The organism is Microbacterium sp. K27 (genome assembly GCF_004794435.1).
GTDB classification, from domain to species: domain Bacteria; phylum Actinomycetota; class Actinomycetes; order Actinomycetales; family Microbacteriaceae; genus Microbacterium; species Microbacterium maritypicum_A.
Genome location: NZ_SSDK01000036.1, coordinates 22,196 through 45,156 on the forward strand (window position 1 = coordinate 22,196; position 22,961 = coordinate 45,156).

The following is a 22,961-nucleotide window of genomic DNA, read 5'->3' on the forward strand; positions in this document are numbered from 1 at the left end:
ATTCGACGTCGTCGTCAGCCTGCCCGGATCGAAGGAGATCTCATGGTTCGCAGTACCTATCCCGATGTGGAGATCCCCGAGGTCTCCATCCACGAGTTCCTGTTCGGCGATCTCTCCGAAGCCGAACTCGACACCATCGCCCTCGTCGACGGGATGAGCGGGGCGACCACCACCTACCGGCAGCTCGTCGGACAGATCGACCTTTTCGCCGGCGCCCTCGCGGCACGCGGAGTCGGGGTGGGCACCACTGTCGGCGTCCTCTGTCCGAACATCCCGGCCTTCGCCACCGTTTTCCACGGCATCCTCCGCGCGGGGGCGACGGCCACCACCATCAACTCCCTCTACACCGCCGACGAGATCGCGAACCAGCTCACCGACGCCGGAGCGACCTGGCTCGTGACGGTCTCCCCTCTGCTTCCCGGCGCACAGGCCGCCGCGGACAAGCTCGGGTTCGACGCCGACCACGTGATCGTTCTCGACGGCGCCGAGGGCCACCCGTCCCTCCCCGCGCTCCTCGGCGAAGGGCACCCCGCGCCGGACGTGACATTCGACCCGGCGACCCATCTCGCCGTCCTCCCCTACTCCTCGGGAACGACCGGCCGCCCGAAGGGTGTCATGCTCACGCACCGCAACCTGGTGGCCAACGTGTCGCAGTGCCGTCCGGTCCTCGGCGTCGATGCCAGTGACCGGGTGCTCGCCGTCCTGCCCTTCTTCCACATCTACGGCATGACGGTACTGCTGAACTTCGCGTTGCGTCAACGGGCCGGGCTCGTCACGATGCCGAAGTTCGACCTCCCCGAGTTCCTGCGCATCATCGCCGAGCACCGCACCACCTGGGTGTTCGTCGCTCCCCCGATCGCGGTCGCGCTCGCGAAGCATCCGATCGTCGACCAGTACGACCTCTCCGCCGTGAAGGTGATCTTCTCCGGCGCCGCTCCTCTCGACGGCGCCCTGGCCTCGGCGGTGGCCAACCGCTTGGGGTGCATCGTGACCCAGGGGTACGGCATGACCGAGACCAGCCCCGCGGTCAACCTCATCTCCGAGGCACGCACCGACATCGACCGCTCGACCATCGGGCCCCTCGTGCCGAACACCGAAGCACGGCTCGTCGATCCCGATTCGGGCGAAGACGTCACAGTGCCGGCAGAGGGCGCGAGCGAGCCCGGCGAACTGTGGGTGCGGGGACCGCAGGTCATGGTCGGCTACCTCAACCGCCCGGACGCCACGGCAGAGATGCTCGATGCCGACGGCTGGCTGCACACCGGTGATGTCGCCACCGTCACCGATGAGGGCATCTACCGTATCGTCGACCGGCTCAAGGAACTCATCAAGTACAAGGGCTACCAGGTGGCTCCGGCCGTGCTGGAAGCCGTGCTGCTCGAGCATCCCTCCATCGCGGATGCCGCCGTGATCGGCGCACTCGATGAGGACGGCCAGGAGGTGCCCAAGGCCTTCGTCGTACGCCAGCCGGAAGCCGAACTCGATGCCGAGGCGGTCATGGCCCACGTCGCCTCGCATGTCGCGCCGCACGAGAAGGTACGCCAGGTGGAGTTCATCGATGTGATCCCCAAGTCGAGCTCGGGGAAGATCCTGCGCAAGGATCTGCGTACCCGCTGACGACGTCACCGGGTACACGAAGAAGCCCGCCATCCCTTTCGGGGTGGCGGGCTTCTTCGTGAGCGAAGTACTTACTCGGACTTCTTCTCGACAGCGTCCTCGGCGGCAGCCTCGGCTGCTTCGCCCTCGGCCTGCGACTCGGCGCCGGACTCGACGGTCTCGTCGGCGGGAGCCTCCTCAGCGGGAGCCTCCTCGACGACCTCAGCCGGCTTCTCGGCCTTCTCGGCCTTCGGAGCAGCAGCCTTCTTGGTCGACTTCGCCTTCGGGGTGACGGGCTCGAGGACGAGCTCGATCACGGCCATCGGCGCGTTGTCGCCCTTGCGGTTGCCGACCTTCGTGATGCGGGTGTAGCCGCCCTCACGGTCAGCGACGAGCGGCGCGATCTCGGAGAACAGGACGTGCACGACTTCCTTGTCACCGATGACCGACAGCACGCGACGACGCGCGTGCAGGTCGCCACGCTTGGCGAAGGTGATCAGACGCTCGGCGAGCGGACGAAGGCGCTTGGCCTTGGTCTCGGTCGTCTTGATCGACTTGTGGGTGTAGAGCGCCGCCGCGAGGTTGGCAAGCATCAGGCGCTCGTGTGCGGGGCCGCCTCCGAGGCGGGGACCCTTAGTGGGCTTGGGCATAATCGTCTAACTCCTGGTCAGAAAGGTCGGGTATCAGAAGGACTCGTCTTCGCTGCCGCCGTAGAAGTGGGCGCCGTCGAAACCGGGCACCGAATCCTTGAGCGACAGACCGAGCGAGATGAGCTTGTCGCGCACCTCGTCGACCGACTTCTGGCCGAAATTGCGGATGTTCATGAGCTGCGTCTCCGACAGGGCGACGAGCTCGGAAACGGTGTTGATGCCCTCACGCTTCAGGCAGTTGTACGAGCGGACCGACAGGTCGAGGTCCTCGATCGGCATCGACAGCTCGCTGGAGTTCACTGCCTCCACCGGCGCCGGGCCGATCTCGATGCCCTCGGCCTCGACGTTCAGCTCGCGGGCGAGACCGAACAGCTCGGTGAGCGTCTTCGCAGCCGAAGCGACGGCGTCGCGGGGGCTGATGGCCGACTTGGTCTCGACGTCGAGGACGAGCTTGTCGAAGTCGGTGCGCTCCCCGGCACGGGTCGCGTCGACGCGGTAGCTGACCTTGAGGACCGGCGAGTAGATCGAGTCGATCGGGATCTGACCGGCCTCGGCGTACTCGTTGCGGTTCTGCGTCGCCGAGACGTAGCCACGGCCACGCTCGATGGTGAGCTCGAGCTCGAACTTCGCGGTGTCGTTCAGCGTCGCGATGACGAGCTCGGGGTTCTGCACCTCGACACCGGCCGGAGCCGAGATGTCAGCGGCGGTGACTTCGCCCGCACCGGTCTTGCGCAGGTACGCGGTGATGGGCTCATCGCGCTCCGACGAGACGACGAGCTGCTTGATGTTGAGGATGATCTCGGTGACATCCTCCTTCACGCCGGGGATGGTGCTGAACTCGTGCAGCACGCCGTCGATGCGAACGCTGGTGACAGCAGCACCGGGGATCGACGACAGCAGGCTGCGACGCAGCGCGTTGCCGATCGTGTAACCGAAGCCGGGCTCCAGAGGCTCGATGATGAACCGGCTACGGTTCTCGACGATCTTTTCCTCGGTCAGTGTGGGACGCTGTGCAATAAGCACTCTGTGTTCCTTTCGATCACATGCCCGCTATATGACATGTGGTGGGGTGAGGTTTTGAGTTGTGGAAGTCGATGCCCGCACGCGGGCGTCGAGCCGCTCAGACCACGAAGGGACCGAGCGGCTCGACACGCGAATCAGACGCGGCGACGCTTCGGCGGACGGCAGCCGTTGTGCGCCTGCGGGGTGACGTCCTGGATCGAACCCACCTCGAGGCCGGCGGCCTGCAGCGAGCGGATCGCGGTCTCGCGGCCGGAGCCCGGACCCTTCACGAGGACGTCGACCTTCTTGACGCCGTGCTCCGCAGCCTGGCGGGCAGCCGACTCGGCGGCCATGCCTGCGGCGTACGGGGTCGACTTGCGGGAGCCCTTGAAGCCCACGCCACCCGACGATGCCCAGGCGATGACGGCGCCGGACGGGTCGGTGATCGAGACGATCGTGTTGTTGAACGTCGACTTGATGTGGGCCTGGCCCAGCGCGATGTTCTTCTTTTCCTTGCGGCGCGGCTTGCGCGCGGCGGCCTTGGGTGCAGCCATGAAAGTGTTCTCCTAGTCCCTGGGGCCGCGCTTAGCGGGCCTTCTTCTTGCCTGCGACGGTGCGCTTCGGGCCCTTGCGGGTACGGGCGTTGGTCTTGGTGCGCTGACCACGGACCGGGAGACCACGACGGTGGCGGATGCCCTCGTAGGAGCCGATCTCGACCTTGCGGCGGATGTCTGCTGCAACCTCGCGGCGCAGGTCACCCTCCACCTTGTAGTTGCCTTCGATGTGGTCGCGGAGGGCGATCAGCTGGTCGTCGCTGAGGTCCTTCACGCGGATGCTCTCGTCGATGTCCGTCGCCTTGAGGATCTCGACCGAGCGGGTACGGCCGACGCCGTAGATGTAGGTAAGGGCGATCACCACGCGCTTGTCGCGCGGGATGTCAACGCCGGCAAGACGTGCCATGCGGTTCTCCTGGGTGTTGTGGAGGTGTGGAACAGGATCGGTGCCCGGGCCTCCGCCCCGAGGTGTCCCCCGCTTCCGCGAGTTCTGATCCTGCCGTTGTGTTTTCAGTTGTGAGATGTGCGTGAGCGATGCCGCGCAGCGCGGGCCCGTCGATCAGACCGGCGGGCCCGCCAGGGACTCAGCCCTGGCGCTGCTTGTGACGCGGGTTGCTCTTGCAGATCACCATGACGCGGCCGTGACGGCGGATCACCTTGCAGTGATCGCAGATGGGCTTGACGCTGGGGTTGACCTTCATGATGTTTCCTGTTCGCTGTCTTCGTACCGCCCCGGGCAGGGGCAGGCCGTTACTTCTCGACCGATCAGCGGTAGCGGTAGACGATACGGCCGCGGGTCAGGTCGTAGGGGCTGAGCTCCACGACCACACGGTCCTCGGGGATGATACGGATGTAGTTCTGCCGCATCTTGCCGGAGATCGTTGCAAGGACCTTGTGTCCGTTGCTGAGCTCAACGCGGAACATCGCGTTGGGCAGAGCCTCGGAGATCACGCCCTCGATCTCGATGACACCGTCTTTCTTAGCCATAGCCTCGCTGACGCTTCTGCAGATCGGTCGATCTGCGGTGGGTGATTGGTTTGTGGTGCTGCACCGCCGGACACGCCGAATCAAGGCACAAAGCACCAAAGATCTATGTTAGACGCTCCGGAGCCATCCGGCAACTTGACGGCCAGGGCCGGGAAGCCGCCGGTTCAGCTGATCAGGTCGGTGAACTTCTTCAGGTCGGCCTGGTCCTGCAGGTTGAGGCGCGTGCCGTTGATGTCCACCGTCGGCGTGCCGGCGATCTCGTGGGACTTCGCCTGCGCCGCACCGAACTTGCGGTACGTCTCGTCGGTGATGCACGAGACCGCGTCATCCGCACCGACCTGTGTCGCGAAGCCGGCCAGCTGGTCGTTCGTCAGACCGGTCGAGTTCTCCTCGGGCTGGTTCTCGAAGAGCGTCTTGGCGAAGTCGAGGTACAGGTCAGGGTTCGACTCGGCGACGCAGAACGCGGCACCTGCCGACCGTGAGGAGTACTCGGTGCCCTGCGAGAAGCGGTCGAGGATCGCGATCGGGTGGTACTCGAGCGTGATGCGGCCGTCGGCAGCCGCGGCTTCGAGCTGAGCACCGAACTGGTCCTCGAAGGTCTTGCAGACCGGGCACTGGAAGTCGACGAACACCGCGATGGTGTCTTCACCGTCGCCGAACGAGACCGCACCGGTCTCGGAGTTGAAGGTGTCGTTGGCCTTCGGCGCCGCGCCGGGCGAGGTCGCCTGGTTGTTGAGGAACACCACGAGTCCACCGATCGCCACCAGCACCACGACCACGGCGATGGAGACGCCGATCGCGAACCAGTTGGTGTTGCTCTTCGCCGCTGCCATTACTTTCCGATCTCTCGAGGCTCGACCCCGAACGGGGCGAGTCCGGCTCTTCCACCATCGGGCGCAGTCAGCACCCAGATACCCCCATCATGCAGGGCGACGCTATGTTCCCAATGGGAGCCGTCCGTACCGTCCACCGTGGTGACGGTCCAGTCGTCCTCCTCGACGAAGGTCGCCTCCCCGCCGGCGGTGACCATCGGCTCGATCGCGAGCACGAGGCCGGGCTTCACGTCTTCACCGCGGTCGGGTGTGCGGTAGTTGAAGACGCTGGGGGCTTCGTGCATCTTGCGACCGATGCCGTGTCCGACGTACTCGCGCAGGATGCCGTAGGGCTCACCGGTAACGGCGGACGGTCCCTGCGCCTCGATGTAGTCCTGGATGGCCGCACCGATCTCGTCGATCGACGACACGGACGCCATGGCGGCGATTCCCGCCCACATCGACCCCTCGGTCACGCGGGAGAGCTCTTCGCGCTGGGCGACGAGCTCCGGGTGCTCCGGGTCGGGCACGACGACCGTGATCGCGCTGTCGCCGTTCCACCCCTGGAACTGCGCACCGCAGTCGACCGACACGATGTCACCCGGCTGGAGCACCCGCTCCCCCGGGATCCCGTGGACGACCTGCTCGTTCACCGAGATGCAGGTCGTGTGGTGGTAGCCGCGCACCAGCTGGAAATTCGACTCGGCGCCGCGGGCGAGGATCGTGCGGTTCGCCACGGTGTCGAGTTCGAGGGTGGTGACGCCGGCCTTGATCAGGGGGCGGACGGCGTCCAGTGCCGCTGCCGTGATCAGCCCGGGCTCCACCATCGCCCGCAGCTGAGCCGGGGTCTTGTAGATCGACCGGCGGAACATCTCAGGAGGCGGAGGCCGCGAGACGCAGACCGCGCGCGGCCAGGGCCTCGGCGATACGCTCGGTGATCTCGTCGAGGGAGCCGACGCCGTCGATACGGTCGACGATGCCCTTGGCCCCGTAGACCTCGAGGATCGGAGCGGTCTCGCGCTCGTAGATGTCGAGGCGGTGGCCGATGGCGTCCGGGGTGTCGTCGGAGCGCCCCTGCTCGGTCGCACGGAGTGTCAGACGCTCCAGACTCTCCTCGCGCGGCACGTCGAGGAGGATGACGGCGTCGAGCGCCTGTCCCCGTTCGGCGAGGAACGACTCGAGGTGGGCGACCTGCGCGGTGTTGCGCGGGTAGCCGTCGAGCAGGAAGCCGTGAGCGGCATCGTCCTGTGACAGGCGGTCGCGCACGATCTCGCTCGTCAGCTCGTCCGGAACGAGGTCGCCCTTGTCGAGGATCGCCGTGACCTGCTGCCCGAGGGGCGTCCCCTCCTTGATGTTCGCCCGGAAGATGTCGCCGGTCGAGACGACCGGGATGCCGTAGGACTCGGCGATGCGCACGCCCTGCGTGCCCTTGCCGGAGCCCTGCGGGCCGACGATGAGAAGACGTGCGGATGCTGTCATCGGAGGAGCCCTTCATAGTGTCGCTGCTGCAGCTGCGCGTCGATCTGCTTGACCGTCTCGAGACCCACACCGACGATGATGAGGATCGAGGCGCCGCCGAACGGGAAGTTCTGGTTGGCGCCGACGGTGGCCAGAGCGATGAGCGGGATGAGCGCGATCAGACCGAGGTACAGGGAGCCGGGGAGCGTGATGCGGGTGAGCACGTAGTCGAGGTACTCGGCCGTCGGGCGGCCCGCGCGGATGCCGGGGATGAAACCGCCGTACTTCTTCATGTTGTCCGCGACCTCGACCGGGTTGAACGTGATCGCCACGTAGAAGTACGTGAACCCGATGATCAGCAGGAAGTACGCGGCCATGTACACCGGGCTGTTGCCCGACGTGAAGTTCGTCGTGATCCAGGTCACCCAGGCGGCCGGAGTCGATCCGTCCTGCGGGGTGTTGAACTGCGCGATGAGTGCCGGGATGTACAGCAGCGACGAGGCGAAGATCACGGGGATCACACCCGCCATGTTCACCTTGATCGGGATGTAGGTGTTCGTGCCGCCGTAGGTGCGTCGACCCACCATGCGCTTGGCGTACTGCACCGGGATGCGTCGCTGGGATTGCTCGACGAACACGACGAGCCCCATCACGATGATTCCGACCAGCAGCACCAGCAGGAAGACCTCGAAGCCCTTGGTCTGCCAGATGAGGCTCATGGCACCGGGGAACGTGGCGGCGATCGAGGTGAAGATGAGCAGCGACATGCCGTTGCCGATGCCGCGCTCGGTGACGAGCTCGGCGAACCACATGATCAGGCCGGTACCGGCCGTCATCGCCATGATGATGAGCAACTGCGCCCACCACACGTCGTTCGTCAGCAGCTGCTGGCAGGCCGCGAGATCGGTCGTGCCGAAGAGCTGGCCGCTGCGGGCCACCGTGACGAGAGTCGTCGACTGGAGCAACGCGAGGGCGATCGTGAGGTAACGCGTGTACTGGGTCAGACGGGCCTGGCCGGCCTGTCCTTCCTTGTGGAGCGCCTCGAAGTGCGGGATGACCACGCGCAGGAGCTGCGTGATGATCGTCGCGGTGATGTACGGCATGACGCCGAGCGCGAAGATCGACAGCTGCAGCAGCGCGCCGCCGGAGAAGAGGTTGACCAGTCCGAGCAGCCCATCGGTGCCCGCGTTGGCGGCAAGACACTCTTCGACGTTCGGGAAGTTCACGAACGGCGCCGGGACGTTGGAGCCGAGCCGGTAGATCGCAACGATGGCGAGTGTGAAACCGATCTTCCGACGCAGGTCGGGGGTGCGGAAGATCCGCGCGATGGCGCTAAACAAGGACGTTCCTCCTGAAAAGGTTGCCGATTCCCGAAGGACGGCTGAAAGACCAGGGTAACGCAAACCGGGCTTCCCGGAATTCGCCACCGATACCAGGCCCGCCGGATGCGGCCCCAGAGCGAGGTCTCGGAGTGTGAAACCACAAGAGGGGCCGGAGAATCTCCGACCCCTCTTGCTAAGCGGTTACTTGACGGATCCGCCAGCCGCGACGATCTTCTGCTCGGCAGAACCCGAGACCTTGTCGACCGAAACGGTGAGCTTCACGGCGATGTCGCCGTTTCCGAGAACCTTGACCTTCTCGTTCTTGCGAACGGCACCCTTGGCGACCAGGTCGCCGATGGTGACATCGCCACCCTTCGGGTACAGCTCCGCGAGCTTCTCCAGGTTCACGACCTGGTACTCCACGCGGAACGGGTTCTTGAACCCGCGCAGCTTCGGGGTGCGCATGTGCAGCGGCATCTGCCCACCCTCGAAGCCGACGCGAACGGTGTTGCGCGCCTTGGTGCCCTTGGTTCCACGACCAGCGGTCTTACCCTTGGAGCCCTCACCACGGCCGACGCGAGTCTTGGCGGTGTTGGATCCGGGGACGGGACGCAGGTGGTGCACCTTCAGCACGCCGGGGCGGGACGCCGGAGCATCCTTCTTCGGCGCAGCCTTCTTGGCGGCCGGCTTCTTGGCAGCGCCCTCAGCCTTGGCGTCAGCGGCAGCGGTCTTGGCCGGAGCCTTCTTCGCGGCCGGCTTCTTCTCGGCGGCAGCCTTGGGAGCTGCAGCCTTCTTCGTGGCCTTCTCAGCCTCGACGGCCTCGTTCTTCTCAGCCATTAGTCGATCTCCTCAACCTTGACGAGGTGGGCGACGGTCTTGACGTAACCGCGCGTCTGCGCGTCGTCGGGGCGGACGGTGGTGTCACCGATCCGCTTCAGACCGAGGCTGCGCAGCGTGTCACGCTGGTTCTGCTTCTCGCTCACCTTGGACTTGATCTGCGTGACCTTCAGTCGCGCGGCCATCAGGCACCTACCTTCTGTGCGGCGATGGCCTCGGCCTCGGCGCGCACGAGGCGCGCAGGGGCGACCTGGTCGAACTCGAGGCCACGACGCGCGGCGACCGCACGAGGCTCCTCGAGCTGCTTCAGGGCGGTGACCGTCGCGTGCACGATGTTGATCGTGTTCGACGAGCCGAGCGACTTCGACAGCACGTCGTGGATACCGGCGCACTCGAGCACGGCGCGGACCGGACCACCGGCGATGACACCGGTACCGGCAGCGGCCGGACGGAGCAGGACCACACCAGCGGCCGCCTCACCCTGCACGGGGTGCGGGATGGTGCTGCCGACGCGCGGAACGCGGAAGAAGTTGCGCTTGGCCTCTTCGACACCCTTCGAGATCGCCAGAGGGACCTCGCGGGCCTTGCCGTAGCCGACGCCGACCAGACCGTTGCCGTCACCGACGACCACGAGGGCGGTGAAGCTGAAGCGACGACCACCCTTCACGACCTTCGAGACGCGGTTGATGGTGACGACGCGCTCCAGGAACTGGTTGTCGCCACGGTCACGAGAGTTGCGGTCACGGCCGCCACCCTGGTTGCGGTCACGACCGCCGCGGCGGCCATCACGCGAATCGCGAGCCGGCTCAGCCTGCGTGGTGCCGGCAGCCGTCTCGGAAGTGGCAGCAGCCGCTTCGGTCACTTCGTTCTCCTTGTTGTCACTCACAGTGCCAGACCCCCCTCGCGGGCGCCGTCGGCGATGGCGGCGACACGACCGGCGTAGCGGTTGCCGCCACGGTCGAACACTGCCTCGGAAACGCCGGCAGCCTTCGCACGCTCGGCGAGGAGCTCGCCGACCTTGCGGGCCTTGGCGGTCTTGTCACCCTCGAGCGAGCGCAGGTCGGTCTCGAGCGTCGAAGCCGACGCCACGGTGTGACCCTTGCTGTCGTCGACCAGCTGCACGAAGACGTGGCGGGCCGAGCGGTTGACGACGAGACGCGGACGCGCCTCGGTGCCGACGACCTTCTTGCGAAGGCGGGCGTGACGACGCGCGCGGGCGTCAGACTTTGACTTGAGAGCCATGGTTACTTACCACTCTTTCCGGCCTTGCGACGCACGTTCTCGCCGGCGTAGCGCACACCCTTGCCCTTGTACGGCTCGGGCTTGCGGATCTTGCGGATGTTGGCAGCTGCCTCGCCGACAGCCTGCTTGTCGATCCCGCTGACGGTGAGCTTGGTGGTGCCCTCGACCGTGAGCGTGATGCCGGCGGGCGGGTCGATCAGGACCGGGTGCGAGAAGCCGAGGGCGAACTCGACCGAGCTGCCCTTCTGCTGCACGCGGTAACCGGTGCCGACGACCTCGAGACCCTTGGTGTAGCCCTGGGTCACGCCGATGATGTTGTTGTTGATGAGCGTGCGGGTCAGGCCGTGAAGCGACCGCGACTCGCGCTCGTCGTCGGGACGGGAGACCAGAACCTGGTTCTCCTCGACCGCGACCTCGATGGGGCTGGCCACCGTGAGGGTGAGTTCACCCTTGGGGCCCTTCACCGCGACCTCGCGGCCGTCGACCGAAACGGTCACGCCCGCGGGAACGTCGATGGGAAGTCGTCCAATACGCGACATTTCGAATTACCACACGTAGGCGAGAACTTCTCCGCCCACGCCCTTCTGCTCTGCCTGACGGTCGGTGAGAAGACCGGAGGAGGTGGACAGGATCGCCACGCCAAGGCCGCCGAGGACCGTGGGAAGCTCGGTCGACTTCGCGTAGACGCGGAGACCGGGCTTCGAGACGCGCTTGATGCCAGCGATGGAGCGCTCACGGTTGGGACCGTACTTCAGCGTCAGCGTGAGGTTCTGTCCGACGCGGGCGTCAGAGGTCTCCCAGCCGGCGATGTAGCCCTCCTGCTGGAGGATCTGAGCGATGTGCGTCTTGAGCTTGCTCGACGGCAGGGTCACGGAATCGTGGTGCGCCGAGTTCGCGTTGCGCAGACGGGTCAGCAGATCTGCGACCGGGTCTGTCATTGTCATTGTTGATTTCCTTTGTTCATGAGGTTCCGGCTGCCGTTACACGACAGACGGCCTGCGATGACACGCAATTTTCAATTGTACGTGCACATCGACGGGCTCAGTGACACGAGACCACTGAGCCCGTCGAGGGTGTTACGCCTGTGCGTCTTCCGAGCGGAAAGGGAATCCGAGGTGACGGAGCAGTGCCCGGCCCTCTTCATCCGTCTTCGCGGTGGTGACGACGGTGATGTCGAAACCGCGAACCCGGTCGATCTTGTCCTGATCGATCTCGTGGAACACGCTCTGCTCCTGGAGACCGAAGGTGTAGTTGCCGTTGCCGTCGAACTGCTTGCCCGAGAGACCGCGGAAGTCGCGGATACGGGGCAGTGCGAGCGAGACGAGGCGATCCACGAACTCCCACGCGCGGTCACCACGGAGGGTGACGTGCGCGCCGATGGCCTGACCCTCGCGCAGCTTGAACTGCGCGATGGACTTGCGAGCCTTCGTGACGATCGGCTTCTGGCCGGTGATCTTGGTGAGATCGTCGACCGCGCCATCGATCACCTTGCTGTCGCGAGCTGCCTCGCCGACACCGGTGTTCACGACGACCTTGACCAGTCCGGGGATCTGCATGACGTTCGCGTAACCGAACTCGTCCTGCATCGCCTTCTTGATCTCGGTGTTGTACTTCTGCTTCAGGCGCGGCTGGATCTTGCCAGCCGGCGCGGCAGTGTCGGTGCTCATCAGAGGTCCTTACCGCTCTTCTTCGCGTAGCGCACGCGGACGGTGCGCTTGACGCCGTCCTTGGTCTGCTCCTCGACCCGGTGGCCGACCTTGGTCGGCTTCTTGGTCGAAGGGTCGACGAGTGCGACGTTCGAGATGTGGATGGAGGCTTCGACGGTCTCGATGCCTCCGGTCTTGGTGCCACGCTGCGTCTGGCCGACGCGGGTGTGCTTGGTGACGTAGTTCACGCCTTCGACGATGACGCGGTTCTTGTCGGAAAGGACGTCGAGGACCTTGCCCTGCTTGCCGCGGTCGCCGCCACGCTCCTGCGTGGCACCGGTGATGACCTGAACCAGGTCACCCTTCTTGATCTTCGCCATGATTAGATGACCTCCGGCGCCAGCGAGACGATCTTCATGAACTTCTTGTCGCGAAGCTCACGACCGACCGGCCCGAAGATACGGGTGCCGCGGGGCTCCCCGTCGTTCTTCAGGATCACTGCGGCGTTCTCGTCGAACTTGATGTAGGAGCCGTCCGGACGACGGACCTCCTTCTTGGTGCGGACGATGACCGCCTTGACGACATCGCCCTTCTTGACGTTGCCACCGGGGATCGCGTCCTTGACGGTCGCGACGATGGTGTCGCCGAGTCCCGCGTAACGGCGCTTCGAGCCACCGAGAACGCGGATGGTGAGCAGCTCCTTGGCGCCGGTGTTGTCGGCGACCTTGAGTCTGGATTCCTGCTGGATCACTTGGCCTTCTCCAGAATCTCCACCAGGCGCCAGCGCTTCGTGGCGCTCAGCGGGCGGGTCTCGTTGATCAGGACCAGGTCGCCGATGCCGGCGGAGTTCGCCTCATCGTGCGCCTTGACCTTCGAGGTGCGGCGGATGACCTTGCCGTAAAGCGGGTGCTTCACGCGGTCCTCGACCTCGACCACGATGGTCTTGTCCATCTTGTCGCTGACGACGTAGCCGCGACGTGCCTTGCGGTAACCGCGGGCAGCGGAGTCGCGGACGTCGTGCTCGGACGACTCGTGTCCTGCGGCCTGCGTCTCCACAGTCGCTTCCTTCTTGGTGGCCATCACTCAGCCTCTTCCTTCACGGCGTCGTCGGCGGAGTCCGCCTTCTTCGCCTTCGACTTGGTCGCCTTCTTGGCCGGAGCCTCGACCGGAGCAGGCGTCGCACGGATGCCCAGCTCGCGTTCGCGGATCACGGTGTAGAGGCGCGCGATGTCGCGCTTGACGGCGCGGATGCGGCCGTGGCTCTCCAGCTGGCCGGTGGCCGACTGGAAACGGAGGTTGAACAGCTCCTCCTTGGCCTTGCGCAGCTCCTCGACGAGGCGCTGGTCTTCGAATGTGTCGAGCTCTGCCGGGGCGAGCTCCTTGGTGCCGATCGCCATTACGCGTCGCCCTCCTCGCGCTTGATGATGCGTGCCTTGAGCGGCAGCTTGTGAATTGCACGGGTCAGAGCTTCGCGTGCGAGCTCCTCGTCGACACCCGCGACCTCGAAGAGGACACGGCCCGGCTTGACGTTGGCGACCCACCACTCGGGGGAACCCTTACCGGAACCCATGCGGGTTTCGGCAGGCTTCTTCGTGAGCGGACGGTCGGGGTAGATGTTGATCCACACCTTTCCACCACGCTTGATGTGACGGGTCATCGCGATACGAGCGGACTCGATCTGACGGTTCGTCACGTAAGCGGGCGTGAGGGCCTGGATACCGTACTCGCCGAAGGAGACCTTCGTGCCGCCGGTGGCCTGACCCGAGCGACCCGGGTGGTGCTGCTTGCGGAACTTGACCTTACGGGGGATGAGCATTATGCCGACGCTCCTTCTGCGACAGGTGCCTCGTTGCGCGGGGCACGGCGGCGGTCGCCACCACGGTCGTCACGACGAGCCTTGGGTGCGTTGGCCTGCTCGCGAGCGAGCTCCTTCGCGGTCAGGTCGCCCTTGTAGATCCAGACCTTCACGCCGATGCGGCCGAAGGTGGTCTTCGCCTCGTAGAAGCCGTAGTCGATGTTCGCGCGCAGCGTGTGCAGCGGCACACGACCCTCGCGGTAGAACTCCGAACGGCTCATCTCGGCGCCGCCGAGGCGGCCGGAGACCTGGATGCGGATGCCCTTGGCGCCGGCGCGCTGCGCGCCCTGCAGACCCTTGCGCATCGCACGACGGAACGCCACACGAGCAGAGAGCTGCTCGGCGATGCCCTGTGCGACCAGCTGAGCGTCGGCCTCGGGGTTCTTGACCTCGAGGATGTTCAGCTGGATCTGCTTGCCCGAGAGCTTCTCGAGGTCGCCGCGAATGCGCTCGGCCTCGGCCCCACGACGACCGATCACGATGCCCGGACGGGCGGTGTGGATGTCGACGCGGACGCGGTCACGGGTGCGCTCGATCTCGATGTTCGAGACACCGGCGCGGTCGAGCTGCGTCTTGAGCAGGTTACGGATCTTGATGTCTTCGGCGACGTAGTCGGCGTAGCGCTGACCCGGCTTCGTCGAGTCAGAGAACCAACGCGAGACGTGGTCCGTCGTGATGCCGAGACGGAAGCCGTACGGGTTTACCTTCTGTCCCATTACTTGCTCGCCTTCTTGTTGCTGTCGCCCGTGGCGGCCGGAGCTGCCTCAGGCGTCGAGAGCACGACCGTGATGTGGCTCGTGCGCTTCTTGATCTGGAAAGCGCGACCCTGAGCACGGGGCTGGAAACGCTTGAGCGTGGTGCCCTCGTCGACGTACGCGTTGGCCACGTACAGGTCCTGCTCGTCGAGGAACTCGCCGTCGCGATCCGCCTTCACCTGCGCGTTGGCCATGGCCGACGCGACAAGCTTGTAGATCGGTTCGCTGGCGCTCTGCTGTGCGAACTTGAGGATCGCGAGAGCTTCCTGTGCCTGCTTGCCCTTGATGAGCGCGACGACACGACGAGCCTTCTGAGGGGTCACGCGGATGTGTCGCACGCGTGCGATCGATTCGACCATTAGCGGCGCCGCCCCTTCTTGTCGTCCTTCTCGTGGCCGCGGAAGGTGCGGGTGGGCGCGAACTCGCCCAACTTGTGACCGACCATGGTCTCGGACACGAACACAGGGATGTGCTTGCGTCCGTCGTGGACCGCGATCGTGTGACCCAGCATGGCCGGGATGATCATGGACCTACGGGACCAGGTCTTGATGACGTTCTTGGTGCCGGCTTCGTTCTGCACGACCACCTTGCGAAGCAGGTGATCGTCGACGAAGGGGCCCTTCTTAAGACTGCGAGGCATCTTCTCTTACTCCTACTTACGCTTCTTGCCGGCGTTACGACGACGCACGATGTACTTGTCGCTTTCCTTGTTGGCGTGACGGGTACGACCCTCAGCCTGGCCCCACGGGGAGACGGGGTGACGACCACCGGAGGTCTTACCCTCACCACCACCGTGCGGGTGGTCGACCGGGTTCATCGCGACACCACGCACGGTCGGGCGGACGCCCTTCCAGCGCATGCGGCCGGCCTTACCCCAGTTGATGTTCGACTGCTCGGCGTTGCCGACCTCGCCGATGGTCGCGCGGCAGCGCGCATCGACGTTGCGGATCTCGCCCGAGGGCAGACGCAGCTGGGCGTAGGGGCCGTCCTTGGCGACGAGACGGACGGATGCACCGGCCGAACGTGCCATCTTCGCGCCGCCGCCGGGGCGGAGCTCGATCGCGTGGATGACGGTACCCGTGGGGATGTTCTTCAGCGGGAGGTTGTTGCCGGGCTTGATGTCAGCCCCGGCACCCGACTCGACGATGTCGCCCTGCTTCAGCTTCGCCGGAGCGAGGATGTAGCGCTTCTCACCGTCGAAGTAGTGCAGCAGCGCGATGCGCGCGGTGCGGTTGGGGTCGTACTCGATGTGAGCGACCTTGGCGTTGACGCCGTCCTTGTCGTTACGACGGAAGTCGATGACACGGTACTGGCGCTTGTGGCCACCACCGATGTGACGGGTCGTGATGCGGCCCTGGTTGTTGCGACCACCGGTCTTCGAGAGCGGGCGCAGCAGCGACTTCTCCGGCGTCGATCGAGTGATCTCGGCGAAGTCAGCCACCGACGAGCCGCGACGGCCCGGGGTCGTGGGCTTGTACTTGCGAATAGCCATTATTGTCCTTATCCCCCGGATCAGCCGATTGCCGTGAAGATGTCGATGGTGCCCGACTTCAGGGTGACGATGGCGCGCTTGGTGTCCTTGCGCTTGCCGGTGCCGAAGCGGGTGCGGCGTGCCTTGCCGACGCGGTTGAGGGTGTTGACCCCTGCGACCTTGACGCCGAAGATCTTCTCGATGGCGAGCTTGATCTCGGTCTTCGAAGCGCGCGGGTCGACGAGGAAGGTGTACTTGCCTTCATCGATGAGACCGTAGCTCTTCTCGGACACGACCGGCTTCAGGATGATGTCGCGCGGGTCCTTGTTCAGGGCCGTCTGGAGAACAGATGCCTGCTCGCTCATGCGGAGACCTCCTGGTTGGCGCCGGACTTGGAGGCGATGAAGCCCTCGAGCGCGGCCTGGGTGAAGACGATGTCGTCGGAGACGAGCACGTCGTATGCGTTGAGCTGGTCGAACGTCAGCACGTGCAGGTTCGACAGGTTGCGGATGCTCTTCAGCGTCACGTCGTCGTTGCGCTCGATCACGACGAGCACGTTCTTCGACGAGACGACGTTGGTGAGGAAGTTCACCGCGGTCTTGGTCGAAGGCGTTCCGTCGATCCCGAAGGACTCGATGGCGTGGATGCGGTCACCGCGGAAGCGGTCGCTGAGCGCGCCCAGCAGGGCGGCGGCGATCATCTTCTTGGGGGTGCGCTGCGAGTAGTCGCGCGGCTTGGGGCCGTGCACGATGCCACCACCGGTCATGTGCGGCGCGCGGATGGAACCCTGACGGGCGTTACCCGTGCCCTTCTGCTTGAAGGGCTTGCGACCGGCACCCGAGACCTCGCCACGACGCTTGGTCGAGTGCGTGCCCTGGCGAGCCGCCGCGAGCTGCGCGACGACGACCTGGTGGATGAGCGGGATGTTCGTCTTGGCGTCGAACAGCGCGGCGGGAAGCTCGATCGAGCCTGCCTTCTTGCCGTCTGCCTTGAGGACGTCGAGCGCGAGAGTGGAGTCAGCCATGATCAGGCACCCTTCACTGCGTTGCGGACATAGACGATGCGGCCACGAGCACCGGGGACTGCGCCCTTGACGAGCATGAGTCCCTTCTCGATGTCGATGGAGTGCACCGTGAGGTTGAGGACGGTCACGCGCTCGCCACCCATACGGCCGGCCATGCGCATGCCCTTGAAGACGCGGCTCGGGGTCGACGATGCGCCGATCGAGCCGGGCTTGCGGTGGTTGCGGTGCGAACCGTGCGAAGCCGAGACGCCCTTGAAGTTGTGACGCTTCATGACACCGGCGAAGCCCTTGCCCTTGCTCGTGCCGACGACGTCGACGAGCTGGCCCGCTTCGAAGGTGCCGTCGACCGTGAGCTCCTGGCCCAGGTTGTAGTCGCCGGCGTCCGCGGTGCGGATCTCGGTGACGTGACGACGCGGCGTGACGCCGGCTGCCTCGAAGTGAGCGGAGAGCGGCTTGTTGACCTTGCGGGGGTCGATCTGGCCGTACGCGATCTGCACGGCGTTGTAGCCGTCCTTCTCGGGCGTGCGGACCTGGGTGACCACGTTGGGTGCCAGCTCGATGACGGTGACGGGAACGAGCTTGCCGCTCTCGTTCCACACCTGGGTCATGCCGAGCTTCGTGCCCAGCATGCCCTTGGAAACCTTGGAGTTGATGTCAGCCATGTCGAACCTCAGAGCTTGATCTCGATGTTGACATCGGCCGGCAGGTCGAGACGCATCAGCGAGTCGACGGCCTTGGGCGTCGGGTCGACGATGTCGATCAGACGCTTGTGGGTGCGCATCTCGAAGTGCTCGCGGCTGTCCTTGTACTTGTGCGGCGACCGGATGACGCACACGACGTTCTTCTCGGTCGGAAGGGGCACGGGGCCGACGACGGTTGCGCCCGCACGGGTCACGGTGTCGACGATCTTGCGTGCGGACGTGTCGATGACCTCGTGGTCATACGACTTCAGGCGAATGCGGATCTTCTGTCCCGCCATTGTCTGCTCTCTCTCTTTAAGCGTCTTACCGACCGGGACCGGGTGGCCCTGGGGCATTGGACGCACGTCGGCGCTGTTCGCGCCTCGGCACGAGAACGACCCTCTCGAGTCGATCTGCTGCACCACTGTTCTTCTGTCAGCCGGAAGCCGTGAGGCGACCGGATGCCGACCTTCCGCCGCGCACGGCGGAAGCCTTCGTGAAGAAGGGTGTCGGGGTGTGTTCTGCTACCCGCGGCCTAGAACCCTGCACCGTCCCGGAGGAGGCGCCGTCTATGCACTGCCCTGGCAGTGATCCGACGCACGCACAGCGGCGACGGAATATCGAACCTGTCTATTCTGCCACGGCTGATTTCACTTGTGCAAACCCGGGCGTGTCGCGGTCTGTCGAACGCGACTCCAGACGGTGCGTGAACAGGTCAGAGTGCGGGAGATAGCGGGGCGAGGCATCCCCATGCCTCGCCCCGCTTGGGGAGGGCGTTCAGTGCGAGGGGGCACACCGAACGCGAGTAGCCCGGCGTGAAGGGACGCCGAACTCCTCGACCGAGGGCGCGGCGGAAGACCCGCCGCGCAGGCGGGGTGACGCTCAGGCGCAATGAGTGCGCGCGTCGCACGATGATCCCCAAGATCGCATATCCCCAGTTTGTACGCGGAACTCCGCGTGCTTCGGGAAACCGAACCCCTTCGGCTCCCCCGACCGCAAGATCCCCAGGCGGTCGAGACGATCCTACTGGATACAACCGTGAATGCGCCACATCCGACGACATTCCGGCACGGACGCTGCCCCTCCAGCACGCACGAGCGGCGACCCACAGGTGGTGGATCGCCGCTCAGGGCTTGCGGTCTTTCTTACTCGTTGCCGACGGCCTTGTCAGCGCCGTCGCGGATCTCATCGATCTTGTCCGCGGCACCGGGGGCGATCTTCTTGGCGAAGTCCGCGACGCCGTCGAGCACCTTGTCGCTGATGTCCTCGGCCTGCTCGCTCTTGACGGCCTCGGCGATCTTGTCCTTGTTCTGCTCGTACAGATCCTTGCCCTTGTTCACGGCGTCTTCGATGCCCATGTGATTCCCCTTCTGAAGGTGTGCCGCCGACCGATCGAGCCGACCACACTCATTGTGCATGTCCACCCCGGCAAACGGAACCCTCGCGTCCCGGGTCGACGACAGCACCGCGCCCCACAGGGCGGCATCGACGACAAAGGGGCCGGACCCGAAGGTCCGACCCCTTTGCGAGGAAGCAGATGCTTACTTGATGATCTTCGTGACCGTACCGGCGCCGACGGTGCGTCCACCCTCACGGATGGCGAAGCCGAGGCCCTCCTCCATGGCGATCGGCTGGATCAGCTCGACCGTCATGTCGGTGGTGTCGCCGGGCATGACCATCTCGGTGCCCTCGGGCAGCGAGATGACGCCGGTGACGTCGGTGGTGCGGAAGTAGAACTGCGGGCGGTAGTTCGTGTAGAACGGGTTGTGACGGCCGCCCTCGTCCTTGGACAGGATGTACGCGGTGCCCTCGAAGTCGGTGTGCGGCGTGACCGAACCCGGCTTGACGATGACCTGACCGCGCTCGACGTCCTCACGCTTGGTGCCGCGGAGCAGCAGACCACAGTTCTCGCCGGCCCAGGCCTCGTCGAGCTGCTTGTGGAACATCTCGATACCCGTGACCGTGGTCTTGACGGTCGGACGGAGTCCGACGATCTCGACCTCGGAGTTGATGGCCAGCGTGCCACGCTCGGCGCGACCCGTGACGACGGTTCCACGACCGGTGATCGTGAAGACGTCCTCGACGGGCATCAGGAACGGCTTGTCACGGTCACGCTCCGGGTCCGGAACGCTGTCGTCGACAGCCTGCATCAGGTCCAGGATCGCCTGGGTCCACTTCTCGTCGCCCTCGAGGGCCTTGAGAGCGGAGACGCGGACGACAGGAGCGTCCTCGTCGAAGCCCTGGCCGGCGAGCAGCTCGCGGACCTCGAGCTCGACGAGCTCCAGGATCTCCTCGTCGTCGACCATGTCGGACTTGTTCAGCGCGACCAGCAGGTACGGAACGCCGACCTGCTTGGCGAGCAGCACGTGCTCACGCGTCTGAGCCATGGGGCCGTCGGTGGCGGCGACCACGAGGATCGCGCCGTCCATCTGAGCCGCACCGGTGATCATGTTCTTGACGTAGTCGGCGTGGCCGGGAGCGTCAACGTGCGCGTAGTGGCGCTTCGGGGTCTCGTACTCGATGTGCGAGATGTTGATGGTGATACCACGCTGGCGCTCTTCCGGCGCCGAGTCGATGGAAGCGAAGTCACGCTGCACGTTGGTGTCGGACGGGTACTTGTCAGCAAGCACCTTCGAGATCGCTGCGGAGAGCGTGGTCTTGCCGTGGTCGACGTGACCGATCGTTCCGATGTTGACGTGCGGCTTGGTCCGCTCGAACTTGGCCTTAGCCACTGGGTCCTCCTCAGGACGTCGTTGTAGAGGTGACCGGGCACTGGTTTGCGACCGGTTCTCTACGGGTTAGGTTCTCAGTTTAGTAGAGAGGGAATGTGAAGTTGTAGGTGTCCTGGGAGCCGGACCGGGGCCCGGCTCCCAGAAGGACGATTACTCGCCCTTGGTCTTCTGGACGATCTCGTCGGCCACTGCGCGGGGAACCTCAGCGTAGCTGTGGAACTCCATCGAGTAGACGGCGCGGCCCGAGGTCTTCGAGCGCAGGTCGCCGATGTAGCCGAACATCTCGGACAGCGGGACCTGAGCGCGGACGACCTTGACGCCTGCGGCGTCTTCCATCGACTGGATCTGGCCACGACGCGAGTTCAGGTCGCCGATGACGTCGCCCATGTACTCCTCGGGAGTACGGACCTCGACGGCCATCAGCGGCTCGAGCAGCACGGGGTTGGCACGACGAGCGGCCTCCTTGAAGCCCATGGAGCCCGCGATCTTGAACGCCATCTCCGAAGAGTCGACGTCGTGCGCTGCACCATCGACGATGGTCGCCTTGACGCCGACCATCGGGTAGCCCGCGAGCACGCCGACGTTCATCGCGTCCTGGAAACCGGCGTCGATCGAGCCGATGTACTCACGAGGGATGCGACCACCGGTGACGGCGTTCACGAACTCGTAGGTCTTCTCGGAGTCGAGGTCGAGCGGCTCGATGGTGAACTGGATCTTTGCGAACTGTCCAGAACCACCGGTCTGCTTCTTGTGCGTGTAGTCGTGCTTCTCGACGGTCTTGCGGATCGTCTCGCGGTACGCCACCTGCGGCTTGCCGACGTTGGCCTCGACGTTGAACTCGCGCTTCATGCGGTCCACGAGGATGTCGAGGTGCAGCTCGCCCATGCCCTTGATGGTCGTCTGACCGGTCTCGGGGTTGAGCTCGGTGCGGAAGGTCGGGTCCTCTTCAGCGAGCTTCTGGATGGCGACACCCAGCTTCTCCTGGTCGGCCTTGGTCTTCGGCTCGATCGCGACCTCGATGACGGGCTCGGGGAACGTCATCGACTCGAGGACGACCGGAGCCGTCGGGTCGGTGAGGGTGTCACCCGTGGTGGTGTCCTTGAGGCCGATGACCGCGTAGATGTTTCCGGCGGTGACCGAGGGAACCGGGATCTCCTTGTTGGCGTGCATCTGGAAGATCTTCCCGATGCGCTCCTTCTTGTTCTTGGTCGAGTTGACGACCGCAGAACCGGAGTCCAGGTGACCCGAGTAGACGCGCACGTAGGTGAGGCGACCGAAGAACGGGTGCACGGCGACCTTGAACGCGAGGGCGGCGAACGGGTCATTGGCGTCGGGGTGACGCTCGATGATCGTGTCGTAGTCCTTCGGGTCGTGCGCCTCGATCGAGCCCACGTCGAGCGGGTTCGGGAGGTAGTCGACGACCGCATCGAGCATCGGCTGGACGCCACGGTTCTTGAACGCGGAACCGCAGAGCACCGGGTAGATCTCGCTGGCGACGGTCAGCTTGCGGATCGCGCCCTTGATCTCGGCGACCGTGAGCTCCTCGCCACCGAAGAACTTCTCGAGCAGCGCGTCGTCGGTCTCGGCGACGGTCTCGAGGAGCTGCTGGCGGTACTCCGCTGCCTTCTCCTTGAGGTCCTCCGGGATCTCCTGGATCTCGTAGGAGGCGCCCATGGTGACATCACCCTTGGCGTCTCCGGCCCAGACCAGTGCACGCATCTCGATCAGGTCGACGACGCCGATGAAGTCGCTCTCCGCGCCGATGGGCAGCTGGATCACGAGCGGCTTGGCACCGAGGCGGTTGATGATGGTGTCGACAGTGAAGTAGAAGTCGGCGCCGAGCTTGTCCATCTTGTTGACGAAGCAGATGCGCGGGACGTTGTACTTGTCGGCCTGACGCCAGACGGTCTCGGACTGGGGCTCGACGCCCTCCTTGCCGTCGAACACGGCGACCGCACCGTCGAGCACGCGGAGCGAGCGCTCCACCTCGACCGTGAAGTCCACGTGGCCGGGGGTGTCGATGATGTTGATCTGGTTCTTGTTCCAGTAGCAGGTCACGGCGGCAGACGTGATCGTGATGCCGCGCTCCTTCTCCTGCTCCATCCAGTCGGTGGTCGAAGCGCCATCGTGCGTCTCACCGAGCTTGTGGTTGACGCCCGTGTAGAACAGGATGCGCTCGGTCGTCGTGGTCTTGCCGGCATCGATGTGCGCCATGATGCCGATGTTGCGGACCTTGCTCAGGTCCGTGAGCACGTCTTGTGCCACAGGAGTGTCCTTATCTTTTCGAGCAGTCGTACTGCGAAGAGGGGGTGCCCGCCCCGCGGCGAGTGGCCGAGGG

General features: G+C 65.2%; 34 protein-coding genes. 1 reads left to right on the plus strand and 33 read right to left on the minus strand.

The window, feature by feature from the left end:
• Nucleotides 1–42: 42 nt before the first annotated feature.
• Nucleotides 43–1,617, plus strand: a complete 1,575-nt coding sequence (locus tag DW307_RS07330) for an AMP-binding protein (protein ID WP_136024410.1) — start codon at nucleotides 43–45, stop codon at nucleotides 1,615–1,617.
• A 71-nt stretch (nucleotides 1,618–1,688) separates the two neighbouring features.
• Here DW307_RS07330 and rplQ read toward each other — a convergent pair whose 3' ends face one another.
• The 33 genes from rplQ to fusA form a co-directional block, all read right to left on the minus strand.
• Nucleotides 1,689–2,246: a 50S ribosomal protein L17 gene (gene rplQ, locus DW307_RS07335; protein ID WP_029258206.1), complete on the minus strand. Its 558-nt coding sequence runs from the start codon at nucleotides 2,244–2,246 to the stop codon at nucleotides 1,689–1,691.
• Between the two features lie 33 nt (nucleotides 2,247–2,279).
• Entirely contained in the window at nucleotides 2,280–3,269 is a 990-nt protein-coding gene (locus DW307_RS07340; RefSeq protein WP_021201111.1) for a DNA-directed RNA polymerase subunit alpha, read from the minus strand.
• Between the two features lie 134 nt (nucleotides 3,270–3,403).
• A complete protein-coding gene (gene rpsK / locus DW307_RS07345; RefSeq protein ID WP_017829189.1) occupies nucleotides 3,404–3,802 on the minus strand; it encodes a 30S ribosomal protein S11 in 399 nt (132 codons plus the stop codon).
• 31 nt (nucleotides 3,803–3,833) lie between these two features.
• On the minus strand, nucleotides 3,834–4,208 hold the full coding sequence (gene rpsM / locus DW307_RS07350; protein WP_017201568.1) for a 30S ribosomal protein S13: 375 nt from the start codon (nucleotides 4,206–4,208) through the stop codon (nucleotides 3,834–3,836).
• Nucleotides 4,209–4,386: 178 nt separating this feature from the next.
• Nucleotides 4,387–4,503: a 50S ribosomal protein L36 gene (gene rpmJ, locus DW307_RS07355; protein ID WP_005050492.1), complete on the minus strand. Its 117-nt coding sequence runs from the start codon at nucleotides 4,501–4,503 to the stop codon at nucleotides 4,387–4,389.
• A 64-nt stretch (nucleotides 4,504–4,567) separates the two neighbouring features.
• The gene (gene infA / locus DW307_RS07360; RefSeq protein WP_017201569.1) at nucleotides 4,568–4,789 is read right to left on the minus strand and encodes a translation initiation factor IF-1; all 222 of its coding nucleotides are present in this window, start codon (nucleotides 4,787–4,789) and stop codon (nucleotides 4,568–4,570) included.
• Nucleotides 4,790–4,953: 164 nt separating this feature from the next.
• A complete protein-coding gene (locus DW307_RS07365) occupies nucleotides 4,954–5,622 on the minus strand; it encodes a DsbA family protein (protein ID WP_021201112.1) in 669 nt (222 codons plus the stop codon).
• On the minus strand, nucleotides 5,622–6,473 hold the full coding sequence (gene map / locus DW307_RS07370; RefSeq protein ID WP_136024411.1) for a type I methionyl aminopeptidase: 852 nt from the start codon (nucleotides 6,471–6,473) through the stop codon (nucleotides 5,622–5,624). The genes DW307_RS07365 and map overlap by 1 nt, the downstream gene beginning before the upstream one ends.
• Before the next feature lies 1 nt (nucleotide 6,474).
• Nucleotides 6,475–7,080 (minus strand): adenylate kinase, encoded by a 606-nt coding sequence (locus DW307_RS07375; protein WP_136024412.1) that lies wholly within the window; start codon nucleotides 7,078–7,080, stop codon nucleotides 6,475–6,477.
• Nucleotides 7,077–8,399, minus strand: coding sequence for a preprotein translocase subunit SecY (gene secY / locus DW307_RS07380; protein WP_021201115.1), 1,323 nt, complete (start codon nucleotides 8,397–8,399; stop codon nucleotides 7,077–7,079). Before secY ends, DW307_RS07375 begins: the two co-directional genes overlap by 4 nt.
• A 183-nt stretch (nucleotides 8,400–8,582) precedes the next feature.
• The gene (gene rplO / locus DW307_RS07385; RefSeq protein WP_021201116.1) at nucleotides 8,583–9,218 is read right to left on the minus strand and encodes a 50S ribosomal protein L15; all 636 of its coding nucleotides are present in this window, start codon (nucleotides 9,216–9,218) and stop codon (nucleotides 8,583–8,585) included.
• Nucleotides 9,218–9,403: a 50S ribosomal protein L30 gene (rpmD, locus tag DW307_RS07390; RefSeq protein ID WP_017201575.1), complete on the minus strand. Its 186-nt coding sequence runs from the start codon at nucleotides 9,401–9,403 to the stop codon at nucleotides 9,218–9,220. The genes rplO and rpmD overlap by 1 nt, the downstream gene beginning before the upstream one ends.
• Nucleotides 9,403–10,080, minus strand: coding sequence for a 30S ribosomal protein S5 (gene rpsE, locus DW307_RS07395; RefSeq protein ID WP_017829196.1), 678 nt, complete (start codon nucleotides 10,078–10,080; stop codon nucleotides 9,403–9,405). The genes rpmD and rpsE overlap by 1 nt, the downstream gene beginning before the upstream one ends.
• Nucleotides 10,081–10,100: 20 nt before the next feature.
• The gene (rplR, locus tag DW307_RS07400) at nucleotides 10,101–10,460 is read right to left on the minus strand and encodes a 50S ribosomal protein L18 (RefSeq protein WP_017201578.1); all 360 of its coding nucleotides are present in this window, start codon (nucleotides 10,458–10,460) and stop codon (nucleotides 10,101–10,103) included.
• Between the two features lie 2 nt (nucleotides 10,461–10,462).
• A complete protein-coding gene (gene rplF, locus DW307_RS07405; protein ID WP_017829197.1) occupies nucleotides 10,463–10,999 on the minus strand; it encodes a 50S ribosomal protein L6 in 537 nt (178 codons plus the stop codon).
• Nucleotides 11,000–11,005: 6 nt separating this feature from the next.
• On the minus strand, nucleotides 11,006–11,404 hold the full coding sequence (rpsH, locus tag DW307_RS07410; RefSeq protein ID WP_021201117.1) for a 30S ribosomal protein S8: 399 nt from the start codon (nucleotides 11,402–11,404) through the stop codon (nucleotides 11,006–11,008).
• A gap of 132 nt (nucleotides 11,405–11,536) precedes the next feature.
• Nucleotides 11,537–12,127, minus strand: a complete 591-nt coding sequence (gene rplE, locus DW307_RS07415) for a 50S ribosomal protein L5 (protein WP_021201118.1) — start codon at nucleotides 12,125–12,127, stop codon at nucleotides 11,537–11,539.
• Complete coding sequence (gene rplX, locus DW307_RS07420) at nucleotides 12,127–12,486, minus strand: 50S ribosomal protein L24 (RefSeq protein ID WP_021201119.1); 360 nt, start codon at nucleotides 12,484–12,486, stop codon at nucleotides 12,127–12,129. The genes rplE and rplX overlap by 1 nt, the downstream gene beginning before the upstream one ends.
• Before the next feature lie 2 nt (nucleotides 12,487–12,488).
• A complete protein-coding gene (gene rplN, locus DW307_RS07425; RefSeq protein ID WP_017201583.1) occupies nucleotides 12,489–12,857 on the minus strand; it encodes a 50S ribosomal protein L14 in 369 nt (122 codons plus the stop codon).
• Nucleotides 12,854–13,186 (minus strand): 30S ribosomal protein S17, encoded by a 333-nt coding sequence (gene rpsQ, locus DW307_RS18335; protein WP_021201120.1) that lies wholly within the window; start codon nucleotides 13,184–13,186, stop codon nucleotides 12,854–12,856. Before rpsQ ends, rplN begins: the two co-directional genes overlap by 4 nt.
• On the minus strand, nucleotides 13,186–13,503 hold the full coding sequence (gene rpmC, locus DW307_RS18340; protein WP_017829202.1) for a 50S ribosomal protein L29: 318 nt from the start codon (nucleotides 13,501–13,503) through the stop codon (nucleotides 13,186–13,188). The genes rpsQ and rpmC overlap by 1 nt, the downstream gene beginning before the upstream one ends.
• Nucleotides 13,503–13,922: a 50S ribosomal protein L16 gene (gene rplP, locus DW307_RS07440; protein WP_017829203.1), complete on the minus strand. Its 420-nt coding sequence runs from the start codon at nucleotides 13,920–13,922 to the stop codon at nucleotides 13,503–13,505. Before rplP ends, rpmC begins: the two co-directional genes overlap by 1 nt.
• Nucleotides 13,922–14,677: a 30S ribosomal protein S3 gene (gene rpsC / locus DW307_RS07445; protein WP_017201587.1), complete on the minus strand. Its 756-nt coding sequence runs from the start codon at nucleotides 14,675–14,677 to the stop codon at nucleotides 13,922–13,924. Before rpsC ends, rplP begins: the two co-directional genes overlap by 1 nt.
• A complete protein-coding gene (gene rplV, locus DW307_RS07450) occupies nucleotides 14,677–15,075 on the minus strand; it encodes a 50S ribosomal protein L22 (protein WP_021201121.1) in 399 nt (132 codons plus the stop codon). The genes rpsC and rplV overlap by 1 nt, the downstream gene beginning before the upstream one ends.
• Nucleotides 15,075–15,356, minus strand: a complete 282-nt coding sequence (gene rpsS / locus DW307_RS07455) for a 30S ribosomal protein S19 (protein WP_017829205.1) — start codon at nucleotides 15,354–15,356, stop codon at nucleotides 15,075–15,077. Before rpsS ends, rplV begins: the two co-directional genes overlap by 1 nt.
• A 12-nt stretch (nucleotides 15,357–15,368) precedes the next feature.
• The gene (gene rplB / locus DW307_RS07460) at nucleotides 15,369–16,208 is read right to left on the minus strand and encodes a 50S ribosomal protein L2 (RefSeq protein WP_017201590.1); all 840 of its coding nucleotides are present in this window, start codon (nucleotides 16,206–16,208) and stop codon (nucleotides 15,369–15,371) included.
• 20 nt (nucleotides 16,209–16,228) lie between these two features.
• Nucleotides 16,229–16,552 carry a 50S ribosomal protein L23 gene (rplW, locus tag DW307_RS07465; protein ID WP_017829206.1) on the minus strand — a complete coding sequence of 108 codons (324 nt, stop codon included), beginning with the start codon at nucleotides 16,550–16,552 and terminating at the stop codon, nucleotides 16,229–16,231.
• Entirely contained in the window at nucleotides 16,549–17,211 is a 663-nt protein-coding gene (gene rplD / locus DW307_RS07470; RefSeq protein ID WP_021201122.1) for a 50S ribosomal protein L4, read from the minus strand. Before rplD ends, rplW begins: the two co-directional genes overlap by 4 nt.
• 2 nt (nucleotides 17,212–17,213) lie before the next feature.
• Nucleotides 17,214–17,873: a 50S ribosomal protein L3 gene (rplC, locus tag DW307_RS07475; RefSeq protein WP_021201123.1), complete on the minus strand. Its 660-nt coding sequence runs from the start codon at nucleotides 17,871–17,873 to the stop codon at nucleotides 17,214–17,216.
• 8 nt (nucleotides 17,874–17,881) lie between these two features.
• Nucleotides 17,882–18,190, minus strand: a complete 309-nt coding sequence (gene rpsJ / locus DW307_RS07480) for a 30S ribosomal protein S10 (RefSeq protein WP_017201594.1) — start codon at nucleotides 18,188–18,190, stop codon at nucleotides 17,882–17,884.
• Nucleotides 18,191–19,036: 846 nt separating this feature from the next.
• A complete protein-coding gene (locus DW307_RS07485; protein ID WP_021201124.1) occupies nucleotides 19,037–19,249 on the minus strand; it encodes a hypothetical protein in 213 nt (70 codons plus the stop codon).
• Nucleotides 19,250–19,432: 183 nt separating this feature from the next.
• The gene (tuf, locus tag DW307_RS07490; RefSeq protein ID WP_017829210.1) at nucleotides 19,433–20,623 is read right to left on the minus strand and encodes an elongation factor Tu; all 1,191 of its coding nucleotides are present in this window, start codon (nucleotides 20,621–20,623) and stop codon (nucleotides 19,433–19,435) included.
• A gap of 150 nt (nucleotides 20,624–20,773) precedes the next feature.
• Nucleotides 20,774–22,888 (minus strand): elongation factor G, encoded by a 2,115-nt coding sequence (gene fusA / locus DW307_RS07495; protein WP_021201125.1) that lies wholly within the window; start codon nucleotides 22,886–22,888, stop codon nucleotides 20,774–20,776.
• Between the last annotated feature and the right edge of the window lie 73 nt (nucleotides 22,889–22,961).

What these genes read in the sequence shown, in the direction of transcription:
- DW307_RS07330 (WP_136024410.1), top strand. Translation starts at nt 43, where the DNA reads ATGGTTCGCAGTACCTATCCCGATGTGGAGATCCCCGAGGTCTCCATC.
- rplQ (WP_029258206.1), bottom strand. Translation starts at nt 2,246, where the DNA reads ATGCCCAAGCCCACTAAGGGTCCCCGCCTCGGAGGCGGCCCCGCACAC.
- rpsK (WP_017829189.1), bottom strand. Translation starts at nt 3,802, where the DNA reads ATGGCTGCACCCAAGGCCGCCGCGCGCAAGCCGCGCCGCAAGGAAAAG.
- rpsM (WP_017201568.1), bottom strand. Translation starts at nt 4,208, where the DNA reads ATGGCACGTCTTGCCGGCGTTGACATCCCGCGCGACAAGCGCGTGGTG.
- rpmJ (WP_005050492.1), bottom strand. Translation starts at nt 4,503, where the DNA reads ATGAAGGTCAACCCCAGCGTCAAGCCCATCTGCGATCACTGCAAGGTG.
- infA (WP_017201569.1), bottom strand. Translation starts at nt 4,789, where the DNA reads ATGGCTAAGAAAGACGGTGTCATCGAGATCGAGGGCGTGATCTCCGAG.
- DW307_RS07365 (WP_021201112.1), bottom strand. Translation starts at nt 5,622, where the DNA reads ATGGCAGCGGCGAAGAGCAACACCAACTGGTTCGCGATCGGCGTCTCC.
- map (WP_136024411.1), bottom strand. Translation starts at nt 6,473, where the DNA reads ATGTTCCGCCGGTCGATCTACAAGACCCCGGCTCAGCTGCGGGCGATG.
- DW307_RS07375 (WP_136024412.1), bottom strand. Translation starts at nt 7,080, where the DNA reads ATGACAGCATCCGCACGTCTTCTCATCGTCGGCCCGCAGGGCTCCGGC.
- rplO (WP_021201116.1), bottom strand. Translation starts at nt 9,218, where the DNA reads ATGGCTGAGAAGAACGAGGCCGTCGAGGCTGAGAAGGCCACGAAGAAG.
- rpmD (WP_017201575.1), bottom strand. Translation starts at nt 9,403, where the DNA reads ATGGCCGCGCGACTGAAGGTCACGCAGATCAAGTCCAAGGTGAGCGAG.
- rplR (WP_017201578.1), bottom strand. Translation starts at nt 10,460, where the DNA reads ATGGCTCTCAAGTCAAAGTCTGACGCCCGCGCGCGTCGTCACGCCCGC.
- rplF (WP_017829197.1), bottom strand. Translation starts at nt 10,999, where the DNA reads ATGTCGCGTATTGGACGACTTCCCATCGACGTTCCCGCGGGCGTGACC.
- rpsH (WP_021201117.1), bottom strand. Translation starts at nt 11,404, where the DNA reads ATGACAATGACAGACCCGGTCGCAGATCTGCTGACCCGTCTGCGCAAC.
- rplE (WP_021201118.1), bottom strand. Translation starts at nt 12,127, where the DNA reads ATGAGCACCGACACTGCCGCGCCGGCTGGCAAGATCCAGCCGCGCCTG.
- rplX (WP_021201119.1), bottom strand. Translation starts at nt 12,486, where the DNA reads ATGGCGAAGATCAAGAAGGGTGACCTGGTTCAGGTCATCACCGGTGCC.
- rpsQ (WP_021201120.1), bottom strand. Translation starts at nt 13,186, where the DNA reads ATGGCCACCAAGAAGGAAGCGACTGTGGAGACGCAGGCCGCAGGACAC.
- rpmC (WP_017829202.1), bottom strand. Translation starts at nt 13,503, where the DNA reads ATGGCGATCGGCACCAAGGAGCTCGCCCCGGCAGAGCTCGACACATTC.
- rplP (WP_017829203.1), bottom strand. Translation starts at nt 13,922, where the DNA reads ATGCTCATCCCCCGTAAGGTCAAGTTCCGCAAGCAGCACCACCCGGGT.
- rpsC (WP_017201587.1), bottom strand. Translation starts at nt 14,677, where the DNA reads ATGGGACAGAAGGTAAACCCGTACGGCTTCCGTCTCGGCATCACGACG.
- rplV (WP_021201121.1), bottom strand. Translation starts at nt 15,075, where the DNA reads ATGGTCGAATCGATCGCACGCGTGCGACACATCCGCGTGACCCCTCAG.
- rpsS (WP_017829205.1), bottom strand. Translation starts at nt 15,356, where the DNA reads ATGCCTCGCAGTCTTAAGAAGGGCCCCTTCGTCGACGATCACCTGCTT.
- rplB (WP_017201590.1), bottom strand. Translation starts at nt 16,208, where the DNA reads ATGGCTATTCGCAAGTACAAGCCCACGACCCCGGGCCGTCGCGGCTCG.
- rplW (WP_017829206.1), bottom strand. Translation starts at nt 16,552, where the DNA reads ATGAGCGAGCAGGCATCTGTTCTCCAGACGGCCCTGAACAAGGACCCG.
- rplD (WP_021201122.1), bottom strand. Translation starts at nt 17,211, where the DNA reads ATGGCTGACTCCACTCTCGCGCTCGACGTCCTCAAGGCAGACGGCAAG.
- rplC (WP_021201123.1), bottom strand. Translation starts at nt 17,873, where the DNA reads ATGGCTGACATCAACTCCAAGGTTTCCAAGGGCATGCTGGGCACGAAG.
- rpsJ (WP_017201594.1), bottom strand. Translation starts at nt 18,190, where the DNA reads ATGGCGGGACAGAAGATCCGCATTCGCCTGAAGTCGTATGACCACGAG.
- DW307_RS07485 (WP_021201124.1), bottom strand. Translation starts at nt 19,249, where the DNA reads ATGGGCATCGAAGACGCCGTGAACAAGGGCAAGGATCTGTACGAGCAG.